The sequence below is a fragment of the Pelorhabdus sp. sgz311002 genome (assembly GCF_056134285.1).
Genome location: NZ_JBWBCL010000003.1, coordinates 358479 through 373512 on the forward strand (window position 1 = coordinate 358479; position 15034 = coordinate 373512).

12 protein-coding genes and 6 tRNA genes are annotated in these 15034 nt (G+C 44.6%); all 18 read right to left on the reverse strand.

The window, feature by feature from the left end:
- Positions 1–29: 29 nt before the first annotated feature.
- Positions 30–278 (reverse strand): L7Ae/L30e/S12e/Gadd45 family ribosomal protein, encoded by a 249-nt coding sequence (locus AC0NJP_RS07585; protein WP_474037386.1) that lies wholly within the window; start codon positions 276–278, stop codon positions 30–32.
- Positions 279–486: 208 nt separating this feature from the next.
- On the reverse strand, positions 487–4437 hold the full coding sequence (gene rpoC, locus AC0NJP_RS07590; protein ID WP_474037385.1) for a DNA-directed RNA polymerase subunit beta': 3951 nt from the start codon (positions 4435–4437) through the stop codon (positions 487–489).
- A 72-nt stretch (positions 4438–4509) separates the two neighbouring features.
- Positions 4510–8244: a DNA-directed RNA polymerase subunit beta gene (gene rpoB, locus AC0NJP_RS07595; RefSeq protein WP_474037384.1), complete on the reverse strand. Its 3735-nt coding sequence runs from the start codon at positions 8242–8244 to the stop codon at positions 4510–4512.
- 344 nt (positions 8245–8588) lie between these two features.
- The gene (gene rplL, locus AC0NJP_RS07600) at positions 8589–8960 is read right to left on the reverse strand and encodes a 50S ribosomal protein L7/L12 (RefSeq protein WP_474037383.1); all 372 of its coding nucleotides are present in this window, start codon (positions 8958–8960) and stop codon (positions 8589–8591) included.
- Between the two features lie 60 nt (positions 8961–9020).
- Positions 9021–9545 carry a 50S ribosomal protein L10 gene (gene rplJ / locus AC0NJP_RS07605; protein WP_474037381.1) on the reverse strand — a complete coding sequence of 175 codons (525 nt, stop codon included), beginning with the start codon at positions 9543–9545 and terminating at the stop codon, positions 9021–9023.
- A 170-nt stretch (positions 9546–9715) separates the two neighbouring features.
- Positions 9716–10420 (reverse strand): 50S ribosomal protein L1, encoded by a 705-nt coding sequence (gene rplA / locus AC0NJP_RS07610; protein WP_474037379.1) that lies wholly within the window; start codon positions 10418–10420, stop codon positions 9716–9718.
- Positions 10421–10473: 53 nt separating this feature from the next.
- On the reverse strand, positions 10474–10899 hold the full coding sequence (gene rplK, locus AC0NJP_RS07615) for a 50S ribosomal protein L11 (protein ID WP_474037377.1): 426 nt from the start codon (positions 10897–10899) through the stop codon (positions 10474–10476).
- Positions 10900–10977: 78 nt separating this feature from the next.
- Positions 10978–11508, reverse strand: coding sequence for a transcription termination/antitermination protein NusG (gene nusG, locus AC0NJP_RS07620; RefSeq protein ID WP_474038718.1), 531 nt, complete (start codon positions 11506–11508; stop codon positions 10978–10980).
- Positions 11509–11540: 32 nt separating this feature from the next.
- Positions 11541–11756, reverse strand: coding sequence for a preprotein translocase subunit SecE (gene secE, locus AC0NJP_RS07625; protein WP_474037376.1), 216 nt, complete (start codon positions 11754–11756; stop codon positions 11541–11543).
- Between the two features lie 47 nt (positions 11757–11803).
- A tRNA-Trp gene (locus tag AC0NJP_RS07630) sits at positions 11804–11879 on the reverse strand.
- Between the two features lie 24 nt (positions 11880–11903).
- Positions 11904–12053 (reverse strand): 50S ribosomal protein L33, encoded by a 150-nt coding sequence (gene rpmG / locus AC0NJP_RS07635; RefSeq protein WP_474037374.1) that lies wholly within the window; start codon positions 12051–12053, stop codon positions 11904–11906.
- Positions 12054–12275: 222 nt separating this feature from the next.
- Positions 12276–13478, reverse strand: a complete 1203-nt coding sequence (tuf, locus tag AC0NJP_RS07640; RefSeq protein WP_474037373.1) for an elongation factor Tu — start codon at positions 13476–13478, stop codon at positions 12276–12278.
- Between the two features lie 124 nt (positions 13479–13602).
- Positions 13603–13679: transfer RNA gene (locus tag AC0NJP_RS07645), tRNA-Met, on the reverse strand.
- Between the two features lie 13 nt (positions 13680–13692).
- A tRNA-Thr gene (locus tag AC0NJP_RS07650) sits at positions 13693–13768 on the reverse strand.
- An 11-nt stretch (positions 13769–13779) separates the two neighbouring features.
- Positions 13780–13855 (reverse strand) — tRNA-Met (locus tag AC0NJP_RS07655).
- A gap of 16 nt (positions 13856–13871) precedes the next feature.
- A tRNA-Tyr gene (locus tag AC0NJP_RS07660) sits at positions 13872–13957 on the reverse strand.
- Positions 13958–13961: 4 nt separating this feature from the next.
- A tRNA-Thr gene (locus AC0NJP_RS07665) sits at positions 13962–14037 on the reverse strand.
- Positions 14038–14245: 208 nt separating this feature from the next.
- Positions 14246–15028 carry an undecaprenyl-diphosphate phosphatase gene (locus AC0NJP_RS07670; RefSeq protein ID WP_474699391.1) on the reverse strand — a complete coding sequence of 261 codons (783 nt, stop codon included), beginning with the start codon at positions 15026–15028 and terminating at the stop codon, positions 14246–14248.
- Positions 15029–15034 lie beyond the last annotated feature (6 nt).

Genomic DNA, 15034 nt, shown 5'->3' on the forward strand with positions numbered 1-15034 from the left:
TCCTTTAAGAAAACATGAAATTTTTTAACTTACCCTTCAGCAACAACTGCTACAGCCGCCGCACCGACCTCAATTGCACAGGCCTTTCCAAGCTCAGCCATTGTCATTCCCGCTTCGAGAGCAACTCCTTTACTCTTACAAAGAGTTTTGAGCGGTTCAACGAGACGTTCTTCCGCATCGTCCGCCACCCACACACGATTTGCTAACCCTTTTTCCACGGCTTTGGTGACTTGTTTAATTCCAATCACTTTCTTGGCATTTTTCAGGTTTTGCAACACCGTAATTCACTCCTTTGCGACAAGCAACCATCGGAAAAAATATTTTTTTCTTCTGGGCACTCTGATATTTTATCACTACCAGTAGTCAATGTCAACTATTCTTCTAATAAAATCAATACTTTTTATGCCCACGCTTCCGTGTGTATCATTTTAACAAGAAAGCGCAGATAAACCTGCGCTTTCTTGTGTTAAACTCCTGCCTCAGCTATTAAGAATTGCTTTCTTCTGATGATACAGGTTTAATTGTTTTGATATTGCTATAACGGCTCATGCCTGTTCCTGCCGGTACAAGCTTACCAATAATAACATTTTCTTTCAAGCCCAAGAGCGGATCGACTTTACCTTTAATCGCTGCTTCAGTCAGGACACGAGTCGTTTCCTGGAAGGAAGCTGCCGATAAGAAAGAGTCAGTAGCCAAGGAAGCTTTGGTAATACCAAGGAGAATCGGACGAGCAATAGCCGGTTCGCCACCGCTTTCCATGGTTTTGGCGTTTTCTTCTTCAAAAGTAATAATATCGATATATTCGCCTGGCAGAAGTTCCGTATCACCGGCTTCTTCCACTTTGACTTTATGCATCATTTGGCGAACCATAACTTCCAAATGCTTGTCGTTGATTTCAACGCCTTGAGATTTATAAACTTTCTGTACTTCATGGACAAGGTAGCGCTGCGTTGCTCTTAAACCGCTGACGCGTAAAATATCATGAGGATTTACTGCGCCTTCTGTTAAGCGATCGCCAGCTTCTACGGTCATTCCATCGCGGACTGTCATACGAGCGCCGTAAGGGATGCTGTAAATATGCTCTTCGCCGCCACCAGACGGAATAATCGTAACTTTTCTCTGTCCTTTGACTTCTTTAACTTCAACCGTTCCGTCCACTTCGGTAATAATCGCTTGCCGTTTTGGCTTTCTCGCTTCGAACAGTTCTTCGACACGAGGCAGACCCTGCGTAATATCGTCACCGGCAACACCGCCGGTATGGAATGTACGCATTGTAAGCTGTGTGCCCGGTTCGCCGATTGACTGAGCGGCAATAATACCAACTGCTTCGCCTACATCTACCGTATGGCCTGTAGCCAAGTTACGGCCATAGCATTTAATGCAGACGCCGTAGCGTGATTTACAATTGAGAACAGAACGGATTTTAACGCGTTTTTTGACCTTAGCTACTTTTTCAGCCAGAAGTTCGTCCATCATGCCATTAAGCGGCACAAGTACTTCGCCAGTAGTTTCATCAATAATATCTTCCGCTGCGACACGACCAATCAGACGATCACTCAGTTTTTCAATAACGCTGTTGCCTTCGGTAATATCTTCTACATAAATACCTTGAATATTATTGTTTCTCACTTTAACTTCTTTAACATCGCTAGCTAGAATCGCTTCAATATGCTCTTCCAGTAGCGGCGTATCAGCGGGAACAATTTCTTCGCCACTATTTGTTGTTACAGCAGCAGTGGTATTTTTGCCCAGCATTTCGCGAATCATCGCCTGTTTCAGGTGCTGACGCGTATGCTCTTCTGGTTCACCGAGGGTAATCGTTTCGATTTCAGCCGAGTTTTTCATATCTTCTGATTCGTCTTCTCTGCCGCGCAACTTAATTTCAGCAACGGCATTTTCGCCAATTACATCAAGATGCGCTTCAGCAAGGACTGTATCATGAGCCACTAACAGGCTATCGTCTTTCGGACTGACAATATCTTCAGCTACGACACGGCCAAGTAATGCGTCTTTCAGCATGTGAATAGCGCTAGCACTTGTTTGCGCCAGTCGAGCCCGTTCTCTAACAAGATTGATACCGATGACATCGCAGTCTTCTTCCCGGATAATTACATCCTGCGCTACGTCAACAAGACGGCGGGTAAGATACCCGGAGTCAGCCGTACGAAGAGCCGTATCAGCCAAACCTTTACGTGCGCCATGTGTTGAAATAAAGTACTCTAACACGGTAAGACCTTCACGGAAGTTTGCTTTAATTGGTAAGTCGATGATACGTCCCGAAGGATCAGCCATCAAACCGCGCATACCAGCCAGCTGACGAATCTGCTGAATGTTACCACGGGCGCCAGACGTAGCCATCATGTATACAGGATTGAATTCATCAAGCGAATTCATCAGAGCATGTGTTACATCATCTGTCGCTTTCGTCCAAAGCGTAATAACTTTTTTATAGCGTTCATCATCAGTGATCAGGCCGCGACGGAATTGCTTATCAATGACGTCAACATCATGTTCAGCCTCAGCAATAATATCTTTCTTCGCTTCTGGCACAATAATATCGGAAATTGCAATTGTCATACCAGCTCGGCAAGCAAAAGCATAACCGAGACGTTTTACATTATCAATTACATCAGCTGTTTTCGTATTGCCAAATACACGGTAGCATTCCGCAACAAGTTTACCAAGCTGTTTTTTATCCATCAAGATACCAAGACAAGTTTCGCCATCTTTTTGATAATAATAGCGAAGTTCTTCTGGCAGAGCTTCATTGAAGATCAAGCGACCGATTGTCGTATTGACAAGACCATGACCTGGCATACGCACTTTAACAGGCGCTTGCAAATGCGTCGTTTTCTGCTGATAAGCCAGTAACGCTTCAGTCGAATTGGAGAAAATAGTGCCTTCTCCCAAAGCGCCAGGGCGTTCAATCGTCAAATAATAAGCGCCAAGAACCATATCCTGCGTCGGCGTTACAACAGGCTTGCCGTCTTTCGTTGACAAGATATTGTGAGCCGCTAGCATGAGTAGGCGGGCTTCTGACTGCGCTTCAGCGGAAAGAGGTACGTGAACTGCCATTTGGTCACCGTCGAAGTCGGCGTTATAAGCCGTACAAACAAGCGGATGAAGTTTGATGGCGCGACCTTCGGAAAGAACCGGTTCAAAGGCCTGAATACCCAGGCGATGAAGTGTTGGAGCACGGTTCAAGAGAACAGGATGTTCTTTAATGACTTCTTCTAAGACATCCCATACTTCTGGACGAACGCGTTCTACCATCCGTTTAGCGCTTTTGATATTATGAGCATGACCGGCATTGACCAGTTTTTTCATAACAAAAGGCTTAAAGAGCTCAAGAGCCATTTCTTTTGGCAGACCGCACTGATGGAGTTTCAGTTCCGGACCGACAACGATAACGCTACGACCAGAATAGTCAACACGTTTTCCCAGTAGATTCTGACGGAAACGACCTTGTTTGCCTTTCAGCATATCACTTAAAGATTTTAACGGACGATTGCCAGGTCCGGTAACCGGACGACCGCGACGGCCATTGTCAATCAAAGCATCGACAGCTTCCTGAAGCATCCGTTTTTCGTTGCGTACAATAATATCAGGCGCACCGAGGTCTAACAAACGTTTCAACCGATTATTTCGGTTGATCACGCGACGATACAAATCATTGAGGTCGGAAGTGGCAAAACGTCCGCCGTCAAGCTGTACCATCGGGCGCAGTTCCGGTGGTATAACCGGAACAACATCCATAATCATCCACTCCGGACGATTGCCTGACTTTCTGAAGGCTTCGGAAACCTCCAAGCGACGAATCGCCCGGATCTTTCTCTGCCCGCTGACTTCTTTCAGTTCCTGGCGAAGCTCGCGACTCATTTTCTCAAGATCAAGCTCTTCGAGAAGTTTTTTAATCGCTTCAGCGCCCATGCCAACTTTAAAGGCACTGCCGTATTTATCGCGATACTCACGGTATTCGCTTTCATTCAGCAGTTGCCGTTTCATCAGCGGCGTGTCACCAGGATCTAATACGATATAAGAAGCAAAGTAAAGAACTTTTTCCAAAGACCGCGGGGAGATGTCGAGAATCAACCCCATACGGCTCGGAATTCCTTTAAAATACCAAATATGCGAAACAGGGGCAGCCAGTTCAATATGGCCCATGCGTTCCCGACGAACTTTCGAACGGGTTACTTCGACGCCGCAGCGATCGCAGACAATGCCCTTATAGCGAATGCGCTTATACTTGCCGCAATGACATTCCCAATCGCGTGTTGGTCCAAATATCTTTTCGCAAAAGAGGCCTTCCCGCTCGGGTTTTAAGGTACGATAGTTAATAGTTTCCGGCTTTTTGACTTCGCCGTGAGACCATTTGCGGATTTGATCAGGTGAAGCTAATCCAATACGCATCGAATCAAAATTGTTTACATCCAACAAGGAGGATCGCTCCCTTCATAGCTTACTCAAAGTTCTGATGATCTTTTTCCTCGTTTTTTCGACGAATGAATCTTATAAATCGTCTTCGTCATCCCGCGGCGGCAGCTTCAAATCGCTGTCATGATCCATTTCACCGATTTCAGCAATAATATCAAGCTCTTCTTCAATCGGCCCTAAATGATCGCCTGCTTCCAGTTCGTCAGCATTTTCATCGACCATTTCATTATTAGCCAAGCCGTGGGAACTATGGCTAATATCATCGCCGGTCAGATTCAGTTCCAGCTCTTGAGCTGTTTCATGCACATCATCATCGGTGTCGCGAATCTGAATTTCTTTAGCATCTTCTGTAAGAATCTTAATATCGAGACCAATACTTTGGAGTTCTTTAATCAGTACTTTAAAGGATTCAGGCACGCCTGGTTCCGGTACATTTTCGCCTTTGACAATGGCTTCGTATGTTTTCACACGACCAACCACGTCATCAGATTTCACTGTCAAGAGTTCTTGCAGTGTATAAGCGGCGCCATAGGCCTCCAGGGCCCAAACTTCCATTTCGCCGAAACGCTGGCCGCCAAATTGCGCTTTACCGCCGAGCGGCTGCTGCGTAACAAGTGAGTACGGACCAGTGGAACGCGCATGAATTTTATCATCAACTAAGTGAGCTAATTTCAGCATATACACATAGCCAACAGTAACTTTATTATCAAAAGGTTCGCCCGTACGGCCATCATACAAAATAGTTTTACCATCTTCTGATGCGCCAGCAACATGGAGCGTATTTAAAATATCCTGATAGGTTGCACCGTCGAAAACAGGTGTTGCCAAATGAACGCCCGCTTTATCCGGTTTTGGCAGACCATACGTATCAACGTCGTAATTGACTTCTTTTAGCTTTTCCGCAATATTCAAATCGCCAGCTTTAATTTTAAGGCCAATTACGTGAGCCGCCCAGCCTAAATGTGTTTCCAAAACCTGACCGATGTTCATACGAGATGGTACGCCGAGCGGATTTAACACAATCTGTACTGGTGTGCCGTCTGGTAAAAATGGCATATCCTCTTCCCGCATAATCCGGGAAACAACCCCTTTGTTACCATGACGACCAGCCATTTTATCGCCTTCAGAAATCTTACGTTTCTGTGCAATATAAACGCGGACAAGTTCATTGACGCCTGGTGGCAATTCATCGCCATTTTCTCGCGTAAATACCTTAACGTCAACAATTTTACCAGCTTCGCCATGAGGAACTCTAAGTGACGTATCACGCACTTCGCGAGCTTTTTCACCGAAAATTGCCCGAAGCAGTCGTTCTTCAGCAGTTAATTCGGTTTCCCCTTTCGGCGTTACCTTACCAACGAGAATATCGCCAGGCCGTACTTCAGCGCCAACGCGGATAATCCCCTGATCATCAAGATCACGCAACACTTCTTCGGCTACGTTAGGAATATCACGAGTAATTTCTTCCGGTCCAAGTTTTGTATCACGAGCATCGCATTCATATTCTTCAATATGAATGGATGTAAAGATATCTTCTTTGACAAGTTTTTCACTTAAAAGAATAGCATCTTCGTAGTTATAGCCTTCCCAAGGCATAAACGCAACAAGCACATTATAACCAAGAGCCAGCTCGCCTTTATCGGTCGACGGTCCGTCAGCAAGTACCTGTCCTTTTACTACTTTTTCGCCGCGGTATACAATCGGCTTTTGATTGATACAAGTTCCCTGATTGGAACGCAAATACTTTAAGAGCTTGTATGTATCAAGTGCGCCACTTTCGGTGCGAATATGAACTTCATTGGCCGTAACACGTTCAATCACGCCTGGCCGTTTCGCCAGAACGCAAACACCAGAGTCACAAGCTGCTTTATACTCCATCCCAGTACCAACAAGCGGCGCCTGAGTTTTTAATAGAGGAACAGCCTGACGCTGCATGTTCGCACCCATTAAGGCACGGTTAGCATCATCATTTTCCAAGAAGGGGATCATCGCTGTTGCAATGGAAACCACCTGTTTTGGCGATACGTCCATATAATCTACTTTTTCCGCCGGAACAATGAGAGTATCATGTTTCGAACGGGCTGTTACTCTTTCTTCTTTAAACCAACCATCGTCGCCTAACGCTTCGTTGGCCTGAGCAACAATCATTTCATCTTCTTCGTCAGCAGTCAGATAGTAAACATCTTCCGTTACTTTACGATTTACTTTATCGATTTTCCGGTAGGGAGTCTCAATAAAGCCGAATTCATTAATTCGGGCAAACGTAGAAAGAGAACCAATCAGACCGATATTCGGACCTTCTGGCGTTTCAATCGGACACATGCGACCATAGTGAGAATGGTGAACGTCGCGGACTTCAAAGCCAGCTCGTTCACGACTTAAGCCGCCAGGTCCCAAGGCGCTTAAACGCCGTTTATGGGTAAGTTCTGCCAGTGGATTCGTCTGATCCATAAACTGTGACAACTGGCTGGAACCGAAAAATTCTTTAATTGCCGCTACAACAGGTCGAATGTTAATCAAAGCCTGTGGCGTAATCACATCAACGTCTTGAATGGTCATACGTTCTTTTACAACGCGTTCCATACGAGACAAGCCAATGCGGAACTGATTCTGCAGCAATTCACCAACCGAACGGAGACGACGATTGCCCAGATGATCAATATCATCCGTTGTGCCAACGCCTTCCATTAGATTGAGCAAATAGCTAATCGAAGCAAGAATATCTTCCTTCGTAATCGTACGGTGCTGATAAGGCAGCCCCGTATTGCAGATTACTTTCAGTGGCGTTCCGTCTTTTTGCTTAATTTTCACTTCAACTAAGCGACCTTCCAACGTTTCACTGTGAAAAATACCGCTTTCTTCCACTGTATCACAAGCAGTCTCATCCATAATCGTGTCAGCAGGCAAAATAATTTCGCCGCTAGCGCGATCTACAAGTGGTTCATATAGGGTTTTCCCATAAAGCCGGCGGCGCCAGCCTAATTTCTTAGTTAATTTATAACGACCGACCGTCGCTAAGTCATAGCGCTTCGGATCAAAGAAAAGCGATTCCAAAAGCTGTGTTGCATTTTCTACCGTTGGCGGTTCGCCAGGACGGAGACGCTTGTAAATTTCGACTAAAGCTTCTTCTTTGGAATCTGTATTATCGCGTTCAAGCGTCGCGCGAATCCGCGCGTCATCATAGAAAAGTTCATTAATCGCTACGCCGGACGTATAACCGAGCGCTCTAATCAAAATCGTCGCAGGAAGCTTACGCGTACGGTCCACCCGCACGGAAAGCACGTCATTTGCATCTGTTTCAAACTCCAGCCAAGCTCCGCGATTAGGAATGACTGTGGCGTTGTAGAGTTTTTTACCGCTTGTGTCAATGGTTTCACCATAATAAACGCCAGGCGAACGAACGAGCTGACTAACAATAACACGTTCCGCCCCATTGATAATAAATGTACCCGTTTCGGTCATCAGCGGAAAATCGCCCATAAATACTTCTTGTTCTTTAATTTCGCCTGTTTCACGATTGATTAGGCGAACATTGACTCGAAGCGGCGCTGAATAAGTTACGTCGCGCTCCTTGCATTCTTCCACATCATACTTTGGTTCGCCCAAGGTGAAATTTTCAAAGGATAATACGAGGTTTCCCGTAAAATCTTGAATTGGTGATACATCATGAAAAATTTCTTGTAAACCTTCGCGCAAAAACCATTGGTAAGAATTCTTCTGAAGTTCGATCAGGTTGGGCATATCCAGCACTTCATTAATTTTTGCATAACTGTACCTTTCTCTCTTGCCCACCGGAACAGGATTGAACATGAAATCCTTCACCCCTTAGCCCTTTTTGACTCAACATACAAATCTTTCACCTTAAGACCGAATCAGAATTACATCCTGCCTTAAGAACAAGAAATACGAAAAAGAAGCAAGGTTCAACTTTCATCATAAGGACCTTGCTTGTTTTAATTGGTGAAATGTTCTTTAGCTTCCACCATATTACTATTTCCTGCCAATATAAAATTTATACATTTTCGCAACGTAAATCTTGATAAAATACATTTACGTATCGCAATTTAAAATGTTATCACGTTTTGTTGAATTAGTCAAGATAATTATGAAAAAAATTAGACGCCCAGAATTCCGGGCGTCTGACTTTTGCAAAATTATTTAACTTCTACAGTTGCGCCAGCTTCTTCTAATTTAGCTTTCAGAGCGTCAGCGTCAGCTTTAGCAACTTTTTCTTTAATAGCTTTAGGTGCGCCATCAACTAATTCTTTAGCTTCTTTGAGGCCAAGACCAGTTACTTCGCGAACAACTTTGATTACGTTGATTTTGGAAGCGCCAGCGCTAGCCAAAATTACGTCGAATTCAGTTTTTTCTTCAGCAGCAGCAGCGCCGCCAGCTGCAGGAGCAGCTGCAACAGCTACAGGAGCAGCTGCGGATACACCGAATTTTTCTTCTAAAGCTTTAACAAGCTCGGACAGTTCCAATACTGTCATAGATTCAATAGCTTCCATGATTTGTTCTTTAGTCATTATAAAAACCCTCCGTTATTTGTTTTGTTTTTTTACTTACTTACTACGGCTTAAGAAATCTTAAGCTGATTCTTTCTGTTGACGAACGGCTTCAAGCGCATACACGAGATTGCGGATGCTGCCTTGAAGTACGTTGACAAAGCCAACGATTGGCGATTGCATACCAGCCAAAACGCGAGAAAGAAGAACTTCGCGAGAAGGAAGATCTGCCAGCGCTTTTACGCCTGCTGCGTCAATAACCTGACCTTCTACAAGGCCGGCTTTGATTTCCATTACTTTGTTTTCTTTCAAAAACTCAGCAACGACTTTAGCCGGAGCCACAGGATCCGTTGTAGAAATTGCAATTGCGCTAGGTCCTTCCAGATGAGAATCAAGACCTTCAATGCCAGCTTCAGCTGCTGCCAAGCGAAGCATTGTATTTTTAGCAACAAAGTATTCTACACCTGCTTCACGGAATTTCCGACGAAGCTTTGTATCCTGAGCTACAGTCAAACCGCGATAGTTTACTAACACGGCGCCTTTCGTAGCGGCTAATTTTTCTTTCAGTTCAGCTACAACTTGCTTTTTTTCATTTGTTACTGCCACTTATCTGTACACCTCCTTCATAATCAATCAACCCTTAAAAGACAAACAAAAAGACCTCTCGGCGTAGATCCGGAGGTCGTAACTTACGTAATTAAGCGTTACGGATTCCGGCCTCAGCAGGCAATATTACCCTCATTTCAGAGGACCTGCAGTCTACAGCCAATCGAGAACTATTCTTTTTTGCCGGAAGCCTTCAGCGGGTTGACTTTAATGCCAGGACCCATTGTCGTGCTGAGAGTGATGGCCCGCAAGTACTGCCCTTTAGCAGCTGCTGGTTTCACTTTCACCAGTGTATCAATGAGAGTTGTAAGATTTTCCACAAGTTTCGAATTGTCAAAGGAAACTTTGCCAATCGGTGCATGTATATTTCCGGCTTTATCGGTACGATACTCGATTTTACCAGCTTTAATTTCATTAATAGCTCGGGTAACATCTAAAGTGACTGTGCCAACCTTCGGATTCGGCATTAAACCGCGAGGTCCGAGGATTTTACCAAGTCGACCAACTGTTCCCATCATATCAGGCGTTGCTACAGCTACATCAAAATCAGCCCAGCCGCCTTGAATTTTAGCTACAAGCTCTTCAGCTCCAACAAAGTCAGCGCCAGCAGCTTCAGCTTCTTTTGCTTTCTCGCCTTTTGCAAAAACGAGTACGCGTTTGCTTTTACCAGTACCATGCGGCAGAACAACTGCGCCACGGACCTGTTGATCAGCGTATTTAGGATCTACGCCGAGTTTTACAGCTAATTCAACAGTTTCGTCAAATTTTGCTGTTGCTGTTTTCTTTGCTAATTCAACAGCTTCTTCTACTTCATAGACTTTTGTTTCATCAATCAGCTTAGCAGCTTCTTGATATTTTTTACCAAATTTCGGCATTCGCTTTACCTCCTTGTGGTTTTAGCGGAAAATCCTCCCACAATCACCAAACATTAATCAATAATATCAATACCCATGCTACGGGCAGTACCTTCGATCATACGCATTGCAGCTTCGATCGAGGCAGCATTTAAGTCAGCCATTTTGCTTTCAGCGATTTCGCGAACTTTCGTACGAGAAACCTTGGCTACTTTCTTCTTGTTCGGTTCACCGGAAGCGGTTTCAATACCAGCTGCTTTCTTCAACAGAATTGCGGCCGGAGGAGTTTTTGTAATAAACGTAAAGGATCTATCTTCAAAAACAGTAATTTCAACCGGAATAATTAGACCGGCCTGTTTGGCTGTTCTTTCATTAAAGTCCTTAACAAACGCCATAATATTGACACCAGCTTGACCGAGAGCAGGACCAACCGGAGGCGCCGGAGTCGCTTTCGCTGCGGGAACTTGTAATTTTACTAATTTAATTACCTTTTTAGCCATGGTTACACCTCCTTACATAACAAATGTGGTCACCGGATCAAAGATCCTCCCACTTGCAAAACAGCCGAAGCCGTCTTGTTACAGCTTTTCCACTTGTGTATAGTCTAATTCAACCGGAGTTTCACGTCCAAACATATCAACTAACAGTTTCAACTTAGAACGTTCCGGGTAAATTTCAACCACCGTAGCAGTCCAATTCTCAAAGGCGCCAGATGTAATGCGCACACGTTGATTCAACTCTATATTGAGTTTCGGTTTAAGCTCTTCAATTCCCATTGATTTTAGGATATGCTTCACTTCGGCGTTGCTGAGAGGGATTGGTTTGGTTCCGGAACCGACAAAACCGGTAACGCCTGGAGTATTGCGGACAACATACCAAGAGCGATCCGTTACGATCATTTCCACAAGTACATAACCTGGGAATACTTTTTTCTTGGATACCTTTTTCTGACCGTCTTTTACTTCCACTTCATCTTCCATCGGAACAAGAATGCGATAAATCTCATTTTCCATTCCCATGGAGTGAACTTTTCGTTCCAAATTGGCCATTACTTTATTTTCATAGCCAGAATAAGTATGAATGACATACCAATGTTTTTCTGATTCCATCGTTACCAAGGGACAATTCAGTCCCCCACCCCCTACTTAAGTATCAGTCGCAGCACTTCGTTAAAAACATTATCTACCGCCCAAATAACTAGAGCGACTACCACAACAGAAATAAATACAATACCTGTATATGAAATAAGTTCTTGTTTATCGGGCCACGACACTTTTTTAAGTTCGGACTTAACTTCCCTTAAAAATTTTTTAAAACGAGAAGCTCCTTGCGGCTCCGCCGCCTCTTGCATCGCCATATGATTCACATCCCGTCTTTACTACCTAACACATCCGGCATTACACTTGGCAGGGGCAGAAGGACTTGAACCCTCAACCAACGGTTTTGGAGACCGCTACTCTACCAATTGAGCTATACCCCTACTAAACACTCTAACTATTATAAGTTATTTTGTTTCTTTGTGTAAAGTCTGTTTTTTACAGAACTTGCAGTATTTGTTCAGTTCCAATCTATCCGGATCGTTTTTCTTGTTTTTATTGGTCTGATAATTGCGTTGTTTGCATTCAGTGCAGGCCAATGTTACTGCGTTGCGCATCTTCTACACCTCTCTTACCTAGTAAATGGAATAAGACTTCAAAATGTCGCTAATATAATTTAGCATAATTCATATGGCCTGTCAATAGTCCTCTTGCGAAAGCGAAGGCAATTATTGCTTTAGCAATTGCCAAATTCAGCAAAAATATACACTCGGCACTATTTCCAGGCAAAAGAAAGACACAAAGCGGCTCTTTCCCCGCTTCGTGTCTTGTCCGATTTATTACGCGTTAATGGCAGTAACAACACCGGCGCCGACCGTACGGCCGCCTTCACGAATTGCAAAGCGAAGGCCTTCTTCCATTGCAATTGGGGTAATAAGTTCAATATTCATGCGAATGTTGTCGCCAGGCATTACCATTTCTACGCCTTCTGGAAGCGTAACAACTCCAGTTACGTCGGTTGTTCTGAAGTAGAACTGTGGACGGTAACCATTGAAGAACGGTGTATGACGGCCGCCTTCTTCTTTGCTCAGTACATATACTTCAGCAGCATATTTCGTATGAGGGTTAATCGAACCTGGTTTTGCAAGTACTTGGCCACGTTCGATGTCTTTTCTTTCAACACCACGCAGCAGTGCTCCGATGTTGTCGCCTGCTACAGCGCTGTCAAGAAGTTTGCGGAACATTTCTACGCCTGTTACAACCGTAGATTTTGCTTTTTCCTGCATGCCGACGATTTCAATTGTATCGCCAACTTTTACTACACCACGTTCTACACGGCCTGTTGCTACTGTGCCACGACCCGTGATCGTGAACACGTCTTCGACTGGCATTAAGAACGTTTTGTCCGTATCACGAACAGGGGTAGGAATGTATTCATCTACTGCATCCATCAGTTCATGGATTTTGCCGCACCATTCGCAATCGCGTTTGCCACAAGCGCATTCCAGAGCTTTTACTGCAGAACCTGCGATTACAGGGATGTCATCGCCAGGGAATTCATAACTGGAGAGAAGTTCACGAACTTCCATTTCTACGAGTTCGATCAGTTCTGCGTCATCTACAAGGTCCATCTTGTTCAAGAATACGACCATTGCAGGTACGCCTACCTGACGGGAAAGAAGGATATGTTCGCGAGTCTGAGGCATCGGGCCGTCAGCTGCACTTACTACCAAGATTGCTCCGTCCATCTGCGCTGCGCCAGTGATCATGTTTTTTACATAGTCAGCATGGCCTGGGCAGTCAACGTGGGCATAGTGGCGTTTTTCTGTTTCATATTCTACGTGAGCTGTGTTGATTGTGATGCCGCGTTCTCTTTCTTCAGGAGCTTTATCGATCATGTCATATGCCATGAACTCTGCGCCGCCTGCTTTTGCCAGCGTCATCGTGATTGCTGCTGTTAAGGATGTTTTACCATGGTCAACGTGTCCAATGGTTCCAATGTTAACATGCGGTTTTGTTCTTTCAAACTTTTTCTTAGCCATAGTTTCTTTGTGCCCCCTAAAAAGTAATATTGTTACTTTTCTACTATCCTTGATAAATTCCTGCCGTTTTATGTATAATATAAATTAAAAACCCCGCACTGAGCGGGGAATTTTTATGTGTACTTGGTGGCGGCGCAGGGATTTGAACCCCGGACACTGCGGGTATGAACCGCATGCTCTAGCCAACTGAGCTACGCCGCCAAATAAATATATCTGGAGCTGATGACCGGGATTGAACCGGTGACCTTATCCTTACCAAGGATACGCTCTACCGACTGAGCTACACCAGCAGTCAACTTCATGGTTGCGGGGACAGGACTTGAACCTGTGACCTTCGGGTTATGAGCCCGACGAGCTGCCAGCTGCTCCACCCCGCGACGATATTATTTTAAGTGGTGGGCAGGGGTGGATTCGAACCACCGTATCCGTTAAGAGGCAGATTTACAGTCTGCTGCCTTTAGCCACTCGGCCACCTACCCACGCTGGAGCTGGTGATAGGAATTGAACCCACAACCTGCTGATTACAAGTCAGCTGCTCTACCTATTGAGCTACACCAGCATCTTCAGTTCATCGTTCAAGCTTTCGCTCTCAGCGACAAGATTTATTATACATCTTTCGGTTTCCTTTGTCAACACCTTTTTTAAGTTTTTTTCAAAACTTTATTTTGTGTTGTAAAACCGTTTTTCGCTGTCGTCGTTTGCTTGCCCCGACAAGAATAAATAATACCATACTCAAAATGACTTGTAAAGCCTTTTTTGAAAAAAAATTAGAAAAAGAAATACCAAGTCGACACAGCGGCTAATAAAAAGCGATAGTAGGCGAAAGCGGCTAAACTAGAACGGTTCAAAAACTTAAGCAGCCACAGCACGGCCGCCCAAGCAACTACAAAAGATACAACAAAGCCTACTGCGAGCATCTGAATATTTTCCATCGAAAGAGACTGCCATACTTTGAGCACGTCATAAATGCAGGCAACCATCATCAGCGGCACAGCAATGATAAATGAAAACTCTGCTGCAGCCATCCGACTCACACCTAGACAGAGGCCGCCGGCAATCGTTGCGCCGCTGCGAGAAAAGCCCGGCCAAAGCGCTAAAATTTGAAACAGCCCTACTCCCATAGCCTGTCTTATCGTCAAATCTGCTGCTTTGGTTACAGTAGGCCTGCCAGAGCGTTTTTCCGCATAGAGCATAAATAAAGCGCCGACAATCATGCCAATAATGACTGTGCCTGTAGAAAACAAGTACGTTTTAATAAAGTGATGGGCCACATACCCTACAGCCATAACCGGCAAAATACCGGCTGCTACATGCTGTATAGTCAACCCTTTTCTTATGCCGTGAGATTTTGTGAGCATCTGCCGAAATTGATCGCGATAAATCATAACAACAGCGAGTATCGCCCCAAGCTGAATAAAGACCTCAAAAACACTGGCCTCTGGTCCATCAAAATCGAGTAAATGGCCGGTTAAAATCATATGTCCTGTCGATGAAATCGGTAAGAACTCCGTAATTCCTTCTACAATACCTAAAATAACTGCTATTATCATATCATG